This is a genomic window from uncultured Oribacterium sp., from assembly GCF_902481605.1.
GTDB classification, from domain to species: domain Bacteria; phylum Bacillota; class Clostridia; order Lachnospirales; family Lachnospiraceae; genus Oribacterium; species Oribacterium sinus.
Window position 1 is genome coordinate 1 of record NZ_CABSXI010000044.1, and the last position, 16,824, is coordinate 16,824.

Annotated in this window: 16 protein-coding genes and 1 pseudogene; 1 reads left to right on the forward strand and 16 read right to left on the reverse strand. The window is 43.9% G+C overall.

The features are described 5' to 3' along the window. The 6 genes and pseudogenes from RDQ32_RS07915 to groES all read right to left on the reverse strand — a co-directional run. Positions 1-320: pseudogene (locus RDQ32_RS07915) on the reverse strand (ornithine carbamoyltransferase); the annotation flags it as partial. After that, a complete protein-coding gene (locus tag RDQ32_RS07920; RefSeq protein ID WP_308579882.1) occupies positions 317-1,099 on the reverse strand; it encodes an RNA methyltransferase in 783 nt (260 codons plus the stop codon). The pseudogene RDQ32_RS07915 and the gene RDQ32_RS07920, both read right to left, overlap by 4 nt. Positions 1,100-1,208: 109 nt before the next feature. Beyond that, on the reverse strand, positions 1,209-3,179 hold the full coding sequence (locus RDQ32_RS07925; protein WP_308579884.1) for an NAD(+) synthase: 1,971 nt from the start codon (positions 3,177-3,179) through the stop codon (positions 1,209-1,211). Further along, a complete protein-coding gene (locus RDQ32_RS07930; protein ID WP_308579885.1) occupies positions 3,176-3,670 on the reverse strand; it encodes a hypothetical protein in 495 nt (164 codons plus the stop codon). Before RDQ32_RS07930 ends, RDQ32_RS07925 begins: the two co-directional genes overlap by 4 nt. Positions 3,671-3,787: 117 nt before the next feature. After that, positions 3,788-5,413 carry a chaperonin GroEL gene (gene groL, locus RDQ32_RS07935; RefSeq protein WP_007156224.1) on the reverse strand — a complete coding sequence of 542 codons (1,626 nt, stop codon included), beginning with the start codon at positions 5,411-5,413 and terminating at the stop codon, positions 3,788-3,790. Between the two features lie 30 nt (positions 5,414-5,443). Then, positions 5,444-5,731, reverse strand: a complete 288-nt coding sequence (gene groES, locus RDQ32_RS07940) for a co-chaperone GroES (protein WP_040648336.1) — start codon at positions 5,729-5,731, stop codon at positions 5,444-5,446. A gap of 247 nt (positions 5,732-5,978) precedes the next feature. On the opposite strand from groES, the gene RDQ32_RS07945 reads away from it, so the two are divergent. Beyond that, a complete protein-coding gene (locus RDQ32_RS07945; RefSeq protein ID WP_007156226.1) occupies positions 5,979-6,374 on the forward strand; it encodes a hypothetical protein in 396 nt (131 codons plus the stop codon). A gap of 364 nt (positions 6,375-6,738) precedes the next feature. Here RDQ32_RS07945 and RDQ32_RS07950 read toward each other — a convergent pair whose 3' ends face one another. The 10 genes from RDQ32_RS07950 to RDQ32_RS07995 form a co-directional block, all read right to left on the reverse strand. Continuing rightward, the gene (locus RDQ32_RS07950) at positions 6,739-7,068 is read right to left on the reverse strand and encodes a hypothetical protein (protein WP_308579886.1); all 330 of its coding nucleotides are present in this window, start codon (positions 7,066-7,068) and stop codon (positions 6,739-6,741) included. Continuing rightward, the gene (locus RDQ32_RS07955) at positions 7,052-7,558 is read right to left on the reverse strand and encodes a hypothetical protein (protein WP_308579887.1); all 507 of its coding nucleotides are present in this window, start codon (positions 7,556-7,558) and stop codon (positions 7,052-7,054) included. The genes RDQ32_RS07950 and RDQ32_RS07955 overlap by 17 nt, the downstream gene beginning before the upstream one ends. Positions 7,559-7,593: 35 nt before the next feature. Continuing rightward, positions 7,594-9,906 (reverse strand): anaerobic carbon-monoxide dehydrogenase catalytic subunit, encoded by a 2,313-nt coding sequence (cooS, locus tag RDQ32_RS07960; protein WP_308579889.1) that lies wholly within the window; start codon positions 9,904-9,906, stop codon positions 7,594-7,596. 283 nt (positions 9,907-10,189) lie between these two features. Next, complete coding sequence (locus RDQ32_RS07965; protein ID WP_308579890.1) at positions 10,190-11,383, reverse strand: LL-diaminopimelate aminotransferase; 1,194 nt, start codon at positions 11,381-11,383, stop codon at positions 10,190-10,192. 26 nt (positions 11,384-11,409) lie between these two features. After that, a complete protein-coding gene (locus RDQ32_RS07970; RefSeq protein ID WP_308579891.1) occupies positions 11,410-11,889 on the reverse strand; it encodes an S-ribosylhomocysteine lyase in 480 nt (159 codons plus the stop codon). A gap of 1 nt (position 11,890) precedes the next feature. Then, positions 11,891-12,385, reverse strand: a complete 495-nt coding sequence (locus RDQ32_RS07975; RefSeq protein ID WP_308579893.1) for a hypothetical protein — start codon at positions 12,383-12,385, stop codon at positions 11,891-11,893. Between the two features lie 11 nt (positions 12,386-12,396). After that, on the reverse strand, positions 12,397-14,076 hold the full coding sequence (locus tag RDQ32_RS07980) for a glutamine--tRNA ligase/YqeY domain fusion protein (RefSeq protein ID WP_308579894.1): 1,680 nt from the start codon (positions 14,074-14,076) through the stop codon (positions 12,397-12,399). Positions 14,077-14,312: 236 nt separating this feature from the next. Beyond that, a complete protein-coding gene (locus RDQ32_RS07985; RefSeq protein WP_308579896.1) occupies positions 14,313-15,470 on the reverse strand; it encodes a M14 family zinc carboxypeptidase in 1,158 nt (385 codons plus the stop codon). Positions 15,471-15,578: 108 nt separating this feature from the next. Next, positions 15,579-16,277, reverse strand: a complete 699-nt coding sequence (locus tag RDQ32_RS07990) for an LrgB family protein (protein WP_007156236.1) — start codon at positions 16,275-16,277, stop codon at positions 15,579-15,581. Then, on the reverse strand, positions 16,277-16,756 hold the full coding sequence (locus tag RDQ32_RS07995; RefSeq protein ID WP_007156237.1) for a CidA/LrgA family protein: 480 nt from the start codon (positions 16,754-16,756) through the stop codon (positions 16,277-16,279). The genes RDQ32_RS07990 and RDQ32_RS07995 overlap by 1 nt, the downstream gene beginning before the upstream one ends. Between the last annotated feature and the right edge of the window lie 68 nt (positions 16,757-16,824).

Consider the following 16,824-nt stretch of genomic DNA (forward strand, 5'->3'; position numbering starts at 1 on the left):
ATTCCGTCATACATGGTAGAAAGTACTCTTGCCGTATCTTCAATACTTTCCTTCTTCCCCATCTGGCTGGTGGACACATCCAGCATGGTGCTATGCACACCAAGGTCCGCTGCCGCCACCTCAAAGGCACATCTGGTTCTGGTGGATGCCTTTTCAAAAATCAGGACAATGTTCTTACCGGCACAGGCTTCTCCGTGAGGATAGCGCCTTACCGCCTCTTTCTTCTCTTTCTTTAGTCTCTTGGCTACATTCAGAATCTCCTGAATTTCCTCTTTAGAAAAATCCAGTAATTTCATAAAATCACGTCCTACTAAAGTCATCCTTCCTCCTTTATATATCTTCTTTGTCGAACAGCCTCATAGAGTACTATGCTGGCTGAAGTAGCAACATTTAAGGACTCTATCTTCCCTTCCATGGGAATAAGGAGTTTTTCCGTAGCACATTGGCTTAATTCCTTTGTAAGACCATTGCCTTCATTACCGAATAAAAAGGCGGAGGGTCCTTGGAAGGAAGCCTGAAAATGCGCTTTTTTCCCGCTCAAATCCAGTGCAAAAACCTGAACCTTGGCGCTTTTCAGCCTTTCACAAAGAGAAAGCAAATCCTCCTCTATACTGAAGGGCAAACGAAAAAGGGAGCCCATGGTGGAGCGAACCACTTTCGGACTAAAGGGATCCACCGTATTCCTGCTTAAGAAAATGTGACTTACCCCCGCAGCTTCCGCCGTACGAAAAAGAGTTCCCAAATTCCCCGGATCCTGAATATTTTCCAAAATCAGAAACAGGTTTCCCTCAGGCTTTTTCCACTTCGGAAAACGAAGCAGCCCCAGAATTCCCTGTCCATGCTCCGTGGTGGAAATACTTTCCATAGCCTTCTTACTCAGAATACAAATCCGGGAATCTTCTTTCTCTATCCCTCTGGGTAATGCCCCTCGATAGTCTTCCTGCACATAAAGCTGAAGCAAAGAGGACGCAGGCAAATCCAGCAGAAGTCTTTCCCCTTCCGCCACAAACATGCCCTTCTCCCATCGTTTCTTGGCTTTTTTTGTCAGTTCCCTGATTTCTTTTAATCCCTCATTGTGAGGAGATTCTATTCTATGCATGAAGCTCTTTCGCTTTCTAATCTAAAAAATAGGCAAAACTCGATAAAATATTATAACAAAACAAGCGAAAAACGTCTATATGGACTTTTAAGCTTCAAGCTGCAGACATTTAAGCTTCCAGCTCCACAAGCTCCGAAAGCCAAACATCCGCACAGGCATCACTGGCCATTCGTAAATCACCTCTCGGAGAAAGGGCTACCCTTCCTACCTTAGGTCCATCCGGTAAGCAAGAACGTTTGAATTGATTGCCGAAGAAACGCTTATAGAAGATTTTTAAGTTTTTCAGGATTTCTGCAGCTGTGAATTCCGGAATATTCCTTTCATTTTCCTTATTTGCAAGATTTTCCTTAGAGAAGGCAAAGCAAGCCAATTCATAAATATTTCTTGCAGAAAATCCGTAGCGCAGGTGCTGATATAGGAAGAAATCCTGTAAAAGGTAGGGGCCTACCACATCCTCCGTCCTCTGACTAATCTCCCCGGAGGCATCCGGCGGCAAAAGCTCAGGGCTTACCGGAGTGGCAATAATTTCCTCCACCACCTTTTCCAATTCCTGATTACCGGATTTTCTTGCAAATTCTCGAAGAAGCATGGGGATTGCCGTCTTGGGAATATCCCCGTTTACCCCGTACATGGACATATGGTCTCCATTGTAGGTGGCAAAGCCCAGAGCCAGTTCGGATAAATCTCCGGTTCCCACCAAAAGAGCCCCCTCCTTATTGGCCAAATCCATCAGAATCTGGGTTCTTTCTCTGGCCTGTGCATTCTCATACACAATATCCTTCTTTTCCAAATCCTGAGATATATCGGAAAAATGCTGTAGCACTGCTTTCTCAATGGAAATCTCCCGTAAAGAAATGCCTAAGGCCTTGGCAAGCTTCTCCGCACTGTCATGGGTTTTCTTGCTGGTTCCGAAGGATGGCATAGTGATGCAAAGGATATTTTCCTTATCATATCCCAAAAGGGCAAAGGTCTCCAAACAGACGAAAAGAGCCAAGGTGGAATCCAGACCGCCGCTTAAACCTAAAATCAGCTTCTTACAGCCCACATGTTCCATACGCTTTTTCAAGCCTCTGGATTGAATAGAAAGGATTTCTCTTGCCCTTTCTCCTTCCTTTTCTATCGCCTTTGGCAGGAATGGACAGGGACTTACAAAGCGGTGAAGGGTATACTGCTTCTCCTTCATGGAAAAATACTGTGTATAGGAAGGCTCCTCTTTTACGAAGTATGTGCTTTGCCGCATCCTTTCTCCTTCCAAAAGAGCCAGATTCACATCCGCCCAGAAAATCCCCTCCTCAAAGGGCTGATTTTCTTTTAGAATTCTTCCATTTTCCGAAATCAAACAATGGGCAGAGAATACCATGTCCTGGGTAGACTCTGAGGGACCTGCACTGGAATAAAGATAAGAGGCATGAAGATTCCCGCTGTAATGCTCTAAAAGTCGTCTTCTGCTCCCCCGCTTTCCCACCAGTTCATCAGAAGCGGAACAGTTAGCGAGGATGGTAGCCCCTGCCAGTGCATGCTTACTGGAGGGCGGAACCGGAACCCACAGATCTTCACAGATTTCCACTGCCAGACGGAAACGAGGGTCCTCTTCCCGAACAAAATGAAGGGATGCCCCAAAGGGGATTTCCTTTCTATGGCCTTCTCCCTTTAAAATGTTGGGGATAAAGCGTACCTCTTCCTTTCCTTCCTGAAAATATCTTCTCTCATAAAACTCCGCATGGTTGGGAATAAACTGCTTCGGTACAATTCCCAGGATATCACCATGGTAAGTCACCACTCCGGTATTGAATAATTTTCCTTCCAGCAACAGGCAATAGCCAATCACAAAAAGGACGTCCATGTCCTTCGTTTGTTTGCAAAAGGAAATTAACGCCTTTTCTCCGCTCTCCAAAAGACTGCGCTGATAAATCATGTCCATGGCGGTGTAGGAAGTCAGACAAAGCTCCGGGTATACCAGTAAAGAAACCTTTTCCTCCTCTGCTTTTCTTGCCAAAATCAGCATTTGCTCCAGATTATACTCCGGATCCGCTACCCTCCCCTTGGGGCAGGCTGTAGCTACTCTTACAAAGTCCTTCATACTTCCTCCTGAAATTTTCCTCTTGCCTGCAGTTTCATTTCTTTTAATAAGTTTTCCTTTCCGTCAAAAACAAGAACCTGCTTTTTCCCCTGTTTCTGAAAAAGAATACAGTAAGGTCTGTTTCCTCCCAAGCCCTCTACATGAAGAACGGAAACGCCTTCCCTCTTCCATCCTTCCTCTCTCTCCGGAAGAAAGGGCTGTATCTCCAAAATTTCCTCCGGGCTAATCTCTATCATCTGCTTTCTCTTTCCTCTATGAATAATCTGATCCACAGTAAAACTTCCGCCAAGATAAAGATACTCGTATTCCCTATCCACGGAATTCAGCAGATAGTAAGACAAAAAAAGAACCGGAAAAAGAGCAATAAAGGGAATTGCTAAAAAGTAGCAAAGCACAAGAAATGCCAAAGGAAAGAAAACTGCAAATAACTGTATTCCCTTATCCTTCGCTTCTATCTTTCCCTTTACCAAATGTTCCACATAATTCTCCATCCTGCCCTCCTTTTCTTTTCGCGAAAAAGGAAATAAAGCTAAGCCTAAGCTCAGTTTATTTCCTTTTCCCATTGTAATCGATATTCTCTTCTTTGCCTAGTTTTTAGAAGGATTTCCTTACATCATTCCTCCCATTCCTCCCGGCATCTGTGGCATAGGAGGAGTCGGCTCCTTAATGTCTGCCACAACAGACTCTGTGGTGAGTAAAGAGGAAGCAACGGAAGCCGCATTCTGTAAAGCGGTTCTTGCCACCTTGGCAGGATCCAGAATACCTACCTCCATCATATTAACATACTCTTCATTGTAAGCATCGAAACCGAAGTTTTCCTTTCCTTCCTTTACCTTATTCACAATAACCGCACCTTCCAGTCCGGCATTGTAAGCAATGGTATAAAGAGGAGCCTCCAGAGCCTTGGAAACAATCTTTGCTCCGGTCTTTTCATCGCCCTCTAATTGATTTACCACCTTATCCACTGCCTTCTGTGCATGGATATATGCGGATCCGCCACCTGCAATTACACCTTCTTCCACAGCGGCTCTGGTAGCATTTAAAGCATCCTCCATACGAAGCTTAGCCTCCTTCATCTCGGTTTCTGTAGCAGCACCTACACGGATTACTGCAACACCGCCGGAAAGCTTAGCCAGACGCTCCTGAAGCTTTTCCTTATCAAAGTCAGAGGTAGTGGTCTCAATCTGTCCTTTAATCTGGGCAATACGATCCTGAATCTCCTTCTTCTTACCAAGTCCCTCTACAATGGTGGTCTTTTCCTTGCTTACTTTAACAGACTTAGCTCTACCACACTGGTCGATAGTGGCATCCTTTAAATCTAAGCCCAGCTCTTCGGAAATCACTTCTCCACCGGTTAAGATGGCGATATCTTTCAGCATTTCCTTTCTGCGATCTCCATATCCCGGAGCCTTTACCGCAACTACATTGAAGGTTCCTCTCAACTTATTCACGATAAGAGTGGTTAAAGCCTCACCCTCGATGTCCTCAGCAATGATTAAAAGCTTGGCACCGGTCTTTACTACCTGCTCTAAGAGAGGAAGAATATCCTGAATGTTGGAAATCTTCTTATCGGTAATAAATACATAGGGATCGTCCAGATTTGCTTCCATCTTCTCCATATCGGTGCTCATATAGGCACTGATATATCCGCGATCAAACTCCATTCCTTCCACCAGATCAAGCTCGGTAAGCATAGTCTTGGACTCTTCCACAGTGATAACGCCGTCCTTGGAAACCTTCTCCATAGCATCGGCAATCATATCTCCTACAGTGGAATCTCCTGCGGAAATGCCGGCAACCTTGGCAATCTGATCCTTGCCCTTTACCTTGGAGCTCTGCTTCTTAATGCTCTCTACCGCAGCATCCACAGCCTTGCGGATTCCCTTACGAAGCACGATGGGATTAGCACCTGCCTCCAGGTTCTTCATACCCTCCATCACAATCGCCTGTGCCAAAACAGTTGCAGTGGTGGTTCCATCTCCTGCAACGTCATTGGTCTTGGAAGCTACTTCTCTTACCAGCTGAGCACCCATATTCTCATAGGGATCCTTTAACTCAATTTCCTTGGCAATGGATACACCGTCATTAGTAATAAGAGGAGAACCATAAGACTTATCCAAAACTACATTTCTACCCTTAGGCCCAAGGGTAACCTTTACGGTATTTGCCACTGCATCTACGCCAGCCCCTAAGGCCTTTCTTGCTTCTACTCCAAATTTAATTTCTTTAGCCATATTATACCTCCTTGGAATTCCCTGATTCTTTTACTCTACGATTGCTAAAATATCATTCTGCTTAACAACGGTATACTTCTTTCCATCCAGCTCTACCTCGGAGCCTGCATAACGGGAGAACAGAACGTGCTGTCCTACCTTCACCTGCATGGAAATCTCCTTACCGTCCACAACACCGCCGGGACCTACTGCAATAACCACAGCCTGTCCGGGTTTTTCCTTATCATCCTGTCCCGGTAAAACGATTCCGCTCTTAGTGGTTTCTTCCATCTTTTCTTTTTCCAACACAACTTTATCAAATAATGGTACTAACTTCATAGCAATCCTCCTATTCCTCACAGATCTTTTTTTAACAACAGGGCTATTATAAGAGAATTTATTAGCAGAGTCAAGCACCGAGTGCTAAAAGCCTGTGAAAGTTTTGTGAAAAAATATAAGAAACAATGTATTACGAAAATATTAACAATATCAGAAAAATAAAAGGAATTTTTTATTGCTTATGTGGCAAGACAGGGTATAATAATAAGGTAGCTTGAATAAAAAAAATGGCTTTGGAGGTTTATTTATGAAAAAGAATATTCTTGTTGCAGCTTTAATTGCTTGCATGGCAACTGCATCTGTAATTCCTGCACTTGCTGCAGAGGGCGCTGTTTCCAGCTATGGCGGATCTACCACCACAGTAGCAGAATCCAACGGACACTGGGTAGCTAATAGAGATGGTTCTTGGTCATTCGTAAGCAATGAGAATGGTGCACCAATCTATGGTTGGATTGTAAGTCAGCACCAGTGGTACTACATCGGGGCTAACGGACGTATGGTAACCGGATGGCAGAAGATTAACTTTGATACCTACTATTTCGCTCAGGCACCGGCAGAGAACCAGCCTTTAGGATCTCTTTACATGAATAAGCTTACTCCTGACGGATACAGAGTAGATTCCAACGGTGTTTGGATTCGATAAGCTTTAAAAATTATTTTGAATTCTCAAAAAAGTAGAGCAGGCTCCTCCTGCTCTACTTTTTTCACTAGTAGAAAAAAGGGGTATAAAATAAAAGAATAGCGTATATGCATAATAGGTCTGAAACCGGGGTAATCTGAGCCCGCCGGTACTTGCGAAAAACAAAGGAACTGCCGTTTTTCGCTTAGTATCCGTAAGGACAGACTTTTCACATGAAAAGTCGTCCTGATGCAGACCAACTTCCGAAGGAATTTGCTTTGCGAAGCAAAGTGAGCAGTGGTTAACATAAACCACTGCTAAGTCAAGGCGAAGTTAGCGAGAGCGTGCCCCGGTTTCAGACCTATTACTGCATATACAAAAGCTATGATTATTTTACAGCCCCTTTTTGTCCAAGTGAATTCGGAACGGAGCTCTTCTGTTTTTGAAGATAATTCAAAAATAATTTTCCCTGCCAGATAAGGATTCCTAAGGCAATCACGGAAAGACCCAAGAACCCGTCCTGTACCAAGTCCTGCAGATTGGGAGTAAATATTTCCGTTCCCTTCTCCAAATATTCAAAGATACTGTCCACAAACCACATCAGGCTGGCGGACAAAAAGAGCAAACAGGGAATATGATAGGCATATTCCTTGTTTTTATCCCGTAAAAAACGGAAAAAACTCCATTCTGTTGCAAAAACACTAAGCAATAGATGCATTTCTCTCTCCTTCCTTCTGTAGCTTTCTTTCCAGTACAAAGCAATAAATTGCCCAGATTCCGGTAATAAGAAGGGCCATAGAAACGCCCACCGTGCTCATTTCCTTCAGCATGGTATAGGTATCCTCCGGTGATCTTGCCCCTGTTAAAAAGGGAAAGAAGGGAACAATCTCCCCATGCCAAAAATGTTCAAAAACCAAAAGAATGGAACCGGAAAACAAAAAGTTCGATAAGAGATGCAGCTTCTTGCGAAGACTTAGCCCCACTCCCCTTCCGGAATGCTTTAGGGATGAATCCTTTTCTCCTTCCGGGAAGTTCTCATTTTTCAGTTCGAAAGAATAGCTCTTTTCGCCATTTATCAAAATTTTCCCGCCAACTTCTCCTTTAATAGCTTTTATTCTTGCCTCTTCTTTTCTTTCCTTTTGCACAAGAATCCATTCAGCCGTTTTTACTAAAATCCCCTCTACAATAGGTACTGCAACACAAGCCATAGCTTATCTCCTTTCTAATTTCTCTCTTTAAGCTTTTATTCCGCCTTTTTTACTTTTACAGAAATTTGAGCTAACAGCTCTTCGCCGGTGAGTTCTTTATGCACAATTTCCTTGGGAACAACCCAGCCTAAAGCCTTTCTCTTTTCTATAATATCCGCAACAATCTTTTCTCCCAGCTTATCCGGATCCGTATCTACATACATCACGGAACCAAGAGTCTCTCTGGTACCTTCCTTTAGAAATTCGATGACATTTTTCGATCCGTGAATTTGCGCCTCTACGCAATGGTAGGAATTCACTCCCATCAGTCTGAAGCCTAAGGCTGCATCGATTCCCTTTTCATTACTCCACTCCGGTGAAGTAAAGGCATAGGGCATTTCCTGAATCTTCTTCCCTTCCACACCGGCAATTCCTGCAAAAATACCAGTGGAACGGGTGTTATCAATACACTCACCCACATGCCATACCGGTGGTAAATCCGCGCCTAAGAATTCTTTTAAATTCTTTCCGCAATGTCTTTGGCCGGAAATATTGCAATAGCCCATTTTCATCAGAGGGAAGGAAGCACATCCATTGGTTAAAATTAAAATATTATTTCGGAGTAAAGCATTTGCTACGTCAATAATACATTTTTCGTATAATACCTTAGGATTGTTACATCCCACCATATTCACGATGCCCAGAATCTTGCCTTCCTTTAATGCCTTTGCCATAGGCTCCATGGATCCGAAGCGTTTATGCACATATTCTACGGAGAATCCCACCTCCGCCTCCACTTCGTAGGGAGGAATGTAAACCGGAATTCCCTGTCTGTCCTGGAAGCTCTTGATTCCTCGAAGCACAATCTTCTCCGCCAGCGCTCTGGTTTCTCCGATATTGGAATGATGGTGATCGTATTCATAACGTTCCGCTCCCGGAAGTCTTGCAGAGTCACTGGTGGTAATTACCGTAGTTTTAAAGCAATTTGCCACCTCCATGATTGCCGGGAACACATCCTGTACATCCGCAATCCATAAATCCAAGGCGCCGGTACCCAGTACCAGTTCCGCAGAAACTGCATTGGACAAGGGGATAACGTTGCTATAACGATACATTGCGGAAAGTCCTGAACAGCAGATTCCATAGAAGCGAATTCCCTTGGCTCCGGCTTTCTTAGCCAGCTCCACGAAACGCTCTTCCTGTCCGACTTTAACAATTTCGCTGACCAGGGTAGGAAGATGACCGTGCACTGCAATATTCACATAACCTTTCTTCAAGGCACCGATATTTACCTTAGAGGTTACCCGGTCTCCTACGCCGAAAAGCCCGTCTGTGGCAATGGCGGTACTCACCACACCGGAGAAGGTGAAGGCCAGACCGCAACGAAGGAATTGCTGCATGACACTCTTCCAATCTCCATCTGTACCCACGCCGGTTTTATGATAGGCTTCAAACACCTCGTGATAGGCACTGATGGGAAGGATATCCAATTTCTCCCACAGCTCCTGCCTTTCCTTGGGCGCCATAGCCTTGATAACCTCATACTCCTTCGGAACCGTACGGCTCATATCCTCCAGCAAAACATCTGCAAGCTCAGAAGCTATTTTTTTAATGTTTCTTCTACTGGTCTTTATGCCGAAGGCCTTTGCTACATCCCGAATCTTTTGCTGTCCTAAAATAGGAAGATCCAGCTTTCCCTCCGCTGCCCACTTTAAGGACAGGATGACCTCACGGCCATGCATTCCGTGCTGAGCCACACCAGCCGCAGCAGACCGAAGAAGGTTTCTGGCTACAATCAAATCCGCATCCGCTCCGCAAACTCCCTTTGGACTTTTCGGAGTAACTTTACAGGGACCCATATTACAAATTTTACAGCAAATACCGGCCATACCGAAGCTACACTGGGGCTGCTGTTGATCAAAACGATCAAAGGTGGTATCAAAGCCAAGCTGCTCCTGTCGTAAGATTAATTCCCGTACTGCCGGGTCCGGAGTTTGCTCCAACACATCCTGCTTGGAGGGGAAGGTCTTTCGATAAGCGGAAACCGCATTCATATAATCACAGATAAAGGATTTATCATCCCCATCCTCCTCATGATCGGACTTTAAGGTAATGGTAGGAATACCATGCTCATCAAAGCCTATAAGGTTTCTGTGGCTATGGATATGGGCCAAAGTCTTCCCCTGTCCATGCTCATGACTATGTTCATGGCTGTGCTCATGGGTATGAGTGTGATTATGCTCATGACTGTGCCCTTGGCTCTCTTCCGGCTCATGCTTTTGTTCATGGCTGTGTTCATGACTATGTCCCTGACCATGCACATGACCGTGATTTTCCTGTTCGTTAAATTCCTTCTTCTCCTGACCCATAGTACCCCTTTCCTGCTCTTACCTAAGATAAGGTGATTTACAGCTTATCTCGTCTCTATATAATCCGCATTTATAAACATATCATTTCTATATGTTTATATGTTTATTGGATTTTTAGAATATACTGTTTCCTGATTTTCTTGTCAATAAAATTATAAAAATAAAATGAACTATACCCATTGAATTTTTTTATAGCCTGTTATAGAAAACAAAAAAAGAGTTGCATAGAATCCTTATATGATTTCTTACAACTCTTTTTTTAATTCTAAAATGCTATAAAAAATTATGCTTCCAGTAATTTCTTTATTCTTTCCATAGCCTCTTTTGTTTTTTCCTTGGTGGAAAAGGCTGTCAAACGGAAGAAGCCTTCTCCCGCATCACCAAAGCCTGCTCCCGGTGTTCCTACAACATGTCCTTTTTCCAAGAGGAAGTCAAAGAACTCCCAAGAGCTCATTCCCTTAGGGCACTTAAGCCAGATATAAGGAGAATTCTTTCCGCCGGTATAATAAATGGAAAGAGCATCCAAGGTTTCCATAATAATCTTGGCATTTTCCTTATAATAAGAGATATTTCCCTGAATCTCCTTATCTCCGGCCTCTGTAAATAAAGCCTCGGCACCTCTTTGCACAATATAGGAAACCCCATTAAACTTTGTAGTCTGTCTTCTTAACCACATCTTCTGGAGAGACTGACCGCCACGAATCAAAGCCTTAGGTACAACGGTGTATCCGCATCTTGTTCCGGTAAAGCCTGCCTTCTTGGAGAAGGAGCAAAACTCAATGGCACATTCCTTCGCCCAGGGAATCTCATATATAGAGTGAGGTAGATTTCCCTCTACAAAGCACTCATAAGCTGCATCAAAGAAAATCACCGCATCATTTTCCTTTGCATAGTTGACCCAGGCCTTCAGACCCTCATGGTCATACACTGCACCGGTAGGATTGTTCGGAGAGCAAAGATAAATCAAATCTACCTTTTCTCCCTTGGGGGGCATGGGCAAGAAGCCGTTTTCTTCTCCGGAATGGGCAAAAATCACCTTATTTCCTACCATGATATTGGTATCCACATACACCGGATATACAGGGTCCGGAACCAAAGCCACAGAACCGGGGGCAAACAGATCTAAGATATTTCCTAAATCGGACTTTGCACCGTCGGAAATGAAGATTTCCTCCAATTCCAAATCCACGGAAAAATTCTTATAGTAGTTTAAGATTTTTTCTCTAAGGAAATCATAGCCCTGCTCCGGACCATAGCCGTGAAAGCTCTCACTTTTACCCATCTCCATGGATGCGGAAGAAAGAGCATCCACCACAGTCTTGGGAAGAGGCAGTGTCACGTCTCCGATACCCATACGAATCAACTTGTCCTTAATCTCCGGATTATTTTCCTGCCAGGTTCTGATTCTCTTTGCGATTTCCGCAAAAAGATAGCTTTCCTTTACCTCTTGATAATGATGATTTACATTTGCTCCCATACTACTCCTTTACTTTTTCCCACTCCCTATTCCGGATAATGGGTATTGTCATAGGAAATGTTCTCTAAAACTTCCTCTAAATACTTTCTGCTCCACCACTTGGCTACAGGCAGGTTCATATCCCGGAAATTTCCGCAATCCCTCTCCGTCGCCCCGGGTATCTCACCGCTGAAATCCCGAATAAAGCTAAAGCAATTCTTTAAGAGAGGAATAATCTCGGCACTTTCCAAATCTCCCTTTAGCAGAAGGTAGAAACCGGTTCTACAGCCCATAGGACCGAAGTACAGTACCTTTTCCTTCCAGCTCTCCTCATTTCGAAGGTAGGTGGCCGCCAGATGTTCAATGGCATGCATTGCGGCATTTTCCATGGCAGGCTCCACATTGGGATGGGTAAAACGAAGATCAAAGGTCGTCACCACCTCTACCCCCACAGAATCCTTTCTGGAAACATACACTCCGGGACGTAAATGAATATGGTCAATGGTAAAACTTGTAATCTTTTCCATTTTATACTTCTTCCTTTACAAGCAGCCCCTGATGCTCATCATCTTCATAATGCTTCTGATGCCCTTCCTGATCTGCCGCCTCCCGGCCGTTCTCGGGTTCGTAGTAAAACTCTACATCCACATCCTCATCCTCTACCGCCTTCTCATCGGAGGAAAAAGATAGTTTATCCTTCTTGTCCCAAGCATTTCTTACCACTCTGTAAGCATCTTTTCCCGCATCCACTGCTAAGTTCTTCGTATCGATGGCGAGATTCTTTGCCGCATAGCCCAAATCCTTAGCCGCTTCCTTTAAATCCTCCTTGGTAACGGAATTCTTGAGAACGGTATAGGATCTCTGGGCAGATGCCTTTACCTCTTGAGCAGAATCTACCACGTCCGTAAAGTCCTTATCTACTTCCTCGGAAAACTTCTGGTATTTGTACAAATAAGAAATCACTCCGGCTACAGCTCCTGTTAAAGCCGCAAAAAACACAAATGATCCAAACTTCTTTGCCATAGTATCCCTCCTTACTTCACTTGGAAACTGGACTTTAAGGAAACAATACGGTTAAATACGGGCTTGTCCTCCGTAGAATCCTTGCAATCCACACAAAAATATCCGTTTCGAACAAACTGGAAACTCTCCAAAGGCTCTGCCTTCGCCAGTGCAGGCTCTAAGAAGCACTGCTTCACGGTTAAGGAGTTGGGGTTAAAGTTAAGACTTCCATCTTCATTTAACTTACCCTTCTCCTCGTCAATCAGCTGCTCATATAAGCGAACCTCTGCGGAAAATGCGGTCTTCGCATCCACCCAGTGAATGGTTCCCTTGGCTTTACGCTCACTAAAGCCTGAGCCGGACTTGGTAGCCGGATCATAGGTACAATGCACTACGGTAACATTGCCCTCTTCATCCGTCTCATAGGATACCGCCCTAATAAAATAGGCCCCCATCAGACGAATTTCATTTTCCATGGTTAATCTCTTATATTTCTTGGGAGGATCCGGCATGAAATCCTCTCTCTCGATATAAAGCTCTCCGGAGAAATGAACTTCTCTCTCCCCTAAAGCTTCATTTTCCAGATTATTGGGGATGGAAAGCATTTCTCCTTCCCCTTCGTAGTTGTCAATCACCAGCTTAATGGGATCCAAAACCGCCATAAGTCTAGGTCTCTTCAACTTTAAATCCTCACGAATACAATACTCCAAAAGAGAATAATCGCAGGAGGACTGGGCCTTGGAAATACCGGAAAGCTTTACAAACTGTGCCAGGCTTTCCTTGGTATAGCCTCTTCTTCTCAAAGCGGCAATGGTCACAAGACGAGGGTCATCCCAACCGTCTACCACACCGTCCTCTACCAGCTTCTTAATGTAACGCTTACCGGTAACCACATTGGTTAAATAAAGCTTTGCAAATTCAATCTGTCTTGGAGGATAGGGAAAATCACACTCCTGTACTACCCAGTCATACAGAGGACGGTGATCCTCAAACTCCAGGGTACAAAGAGAATGGCTGATGCCCTCTACCGCGTCTTCAATCGGATGGGCAAAGTCGTACATGGGATAAATGCACCACTCATCTCCGGTATTGTGATGGCTCATGTGAGAGACACGATAGATAACAGGGTCACGCATGTTGATATTGGGGCTTGCCATATCAATCTTAGCTCTCAGTGTCTTCTCTCCGTCCTGATACTTTCCTGCCTTCATTTCCTCAAAGAGGCGAAGGTTTTCCTCAATGGAACGATTACGATAAGGACTCTCCTTGCCTGGAGTGGTAAAGTCTCCACGATACTCTCTGATTTCCTCAGCCGTTAAATCGTCTACGAAGGCCTTTCCCTTCTGAATCAGATAAACTGCCTTTTCATACATAATAGGAAAATAGTCGGAGGCAAAAAACATTCTGTTCTCAAAATCCGCTCCAAGCCATTCCACGTCTTTTCGGATACTCTCCACGAACTCCATCTTTTCCTTTACCGGATTGGTATCGTCAAAACGAAGATTAAAGGTACCGTTGTATTCCTTGGCAATGCCGTAATTTAACAAAATCGACTTGGCATGTCCGATATGGAGGTAACCGTTGGGCTCCGGCGGAAAACGGGTTTTGATTTCCTTAACCTTTCCCTCCCGCAAATCTTCATCGATGAAATTCTCTATAAAATTCTTGGACTCAAGCTCATTCTCTTTTCCAAGCATCTCTTCTGTCCCCATTTTATCCTCCTAAATTTAATCATTATTTTAATTTGCCTATTATAGCATAAGGAAAAGCTGTTTCACAAGAAAAAGCTAAAGGGAGGAAATCCTTCTTAGTATAAGAGATACTATACAATATCCGGGACAAGATTCGTTAAAAATAAAAAATAGGGGTACCGCTTGGAAAAGGAAGCTTAAGCTTTCTGGTTCCAATCCGTACCCCCAAAATAGTTTTTTCGATATTCTATTGCATCTTAGCCCATGTAATCATAGAGAAGATCCGGAAGAATTCCCTTCTGTCCATCCCAAATCTTATCAATCTGTTCTTCGGGCACAGGACTTACGCCCTTTCCGCACTCAATGGTAACAGAAGGAATCTGGTATTTTTGCTCTGCAAAATCCTTAAAGCCTCCGGCATACTGAGGAGAATAGTAATCAATGACAGGATAAGAAGAATTCTTATGCACGATTTCCGCCAATCTTCTGGCTTTCGGAACATACTCTCCCTGGCCGAAATACCAATAAATGACTTCTCCCTGAGTATGGTAGCTGATGGTGGAGGTGAATTTTTCTTTTCGAAGTAAATCCGCCAAAGCCTTGGACTCTATCTCTGATTCCACTGCAGAACCCTTATACTCGTCCTTTGCAGGGTATCCCTTTTTGTCTACGGTAATAGACCAGTTGGCATCGAAGTTTTTGTTGAGATTCACCCCTCTTGCATTACTTTTCCACAAGCGGAAATAGCTCTTTAAATCGCCGGGATTTTCCTTAGCCACAATGCTTTGCACTGTATTTCTTACTTCCTCCGAACCGATACCGGCCAAACCGTTTTGCACCAAGGAAACGCCGTCCGGATCCACCATAGGAACAAAGTAAACGGCACAGTTTTGCAGCATATCCTTCATGCCTTTACCGCCATAGCTTTGATTGTTCTTTTCCATTTCCAAAAGGCTTGCCAGCTGACGCATGGCTACCTTGGTCACAATATACTCTCTGGCATGGATACTGGCATGAACCAAAATCTTCTTCGGGGCATTGGGATTTCCCACAATACCGCAATACAACTCCCTACCGTCAATGGTTTTGCCCAAGGAGGATAACTGTAATGCCGGATAGGCATCCTTCAATTTAAATAAATCGGCGGACATCTCATTGTAGCCATACACCCCATGGCCGGAAAAGCCGTAATCACTCAGCAAAGGAACATTCTCTCCAGAAAGCACACCTGAGTATACCTGCAAATAGGAATCTGCTACGGAAACGGTATTTTCATTCTTTCCCAGTGCTACTCCGGGACCGCTGTTCACCGTGGTATGGTCATCCAACTCCGGACCGTCCGCAAAACTAAAGCCTGAATAGGCCAACAGGGACAGACTCAAGGCAAGGGAAAGTATCAGTCTTTTCTTCTTCATTGCTCCTCCTAAAATTTCATTCTCTGCTCCATTTTAGCAAAGCTTCCGGGAAAAAGCTTGGACATTTTTCTTACAATCCCGGCACAGAAGACTTACCCTTTTTAGCCTCTAGCCAAAGGCCACATTATTGACTATAGGAACCAAAATTACCGTAAGAATTCCGGCAACAACGATAGCCAGAGAAGACATCGCTCCTTCTACTTCACCAAGCTCCAAGGCTTTAGCCGTACCGATGGCATGGGCGCTGGTTCCTAAAGCAAGACCTTTGGCAATAGGGTGATGAATGGGGAAAATACGAAAGACAAGGTCCGCAAGAATACTTCCCAGAATACCCGTTAAAACAATAGCTGCTACGGTTAAGGTTACATATCCTCCGGTTTCTTCCGAAATTCCCATACCGATAGCTGTGGTAATGGACTTTGGCAGTAAGGTAGAAATATGTTCATTAGGTAAATGAAACAATAGACCAAGCAGTAAAATGCTGCCGATAGAGCTCAAAGTCCCTGCAAAAATCCCTAAAAAAACCGCTTTGAAATTATTTTTCAACAAGGACCATTGCTTATAGAGGGGAATAGCCAAACAGACCGTAGCCGGTGTCAAAAAATAGCTCAAAAGCCCCGCACCCTGTTTATACTTGGCATAGGGAATTTCCGTAGCCAGTAGGATTCCCACAATAATAATGGTTGAAACAAGCAAAGGGTTTAAAAAATCCCACTTTAAACGAAGCTTGATTTGGATGGCAAGGAGATAAATAAATATACTTAAGCCAAAACCGAAGTGTTCTGAACTCATTAAAATTTCTTTCATTAATCCTCCTCCAAGCCCTTTAAGCCATGTTTTAAATCTTCCAACTGTATCTCTCGAATTTCTTCCTGGATTTTCTCTTTCTTTTCCAATGCAGACTCCATAGAACGCATTTCCTTGATTTTATCTTCTCTGCTCTCTGTTATTTTTAGAATTCTCTGGCTTACCAAGCCGGTAACTGCCATAACAATAATCGTGGATAAGACAATAATTACAAGGTAAGGTACTAAAACCGGCATCAGTAATTTTGTTACGGTCATAATCCCTACTGCAGCCGGCAAAAACATAATGCTCATGGTTTCCAGCATGAAATTTCCTACCTGCTCCACCGCATCCAAGGGAATGATTCCCTGCATTAGGAAAATCAGCATAAAAATCAAACCATAAACTCCTGCCGGAACCGGCAAAGGCAAAAGTTTATTACACATTTCTCCTAAGAAAGTAAAAAAGATGATCCATGTCACCTGTCGGATTAATTTCATCGAACCCTCCTCCCACAAAAACTACTACAGTGTAGTCCCCTATTTCTTTTTTGACAAGAAAAACCGTG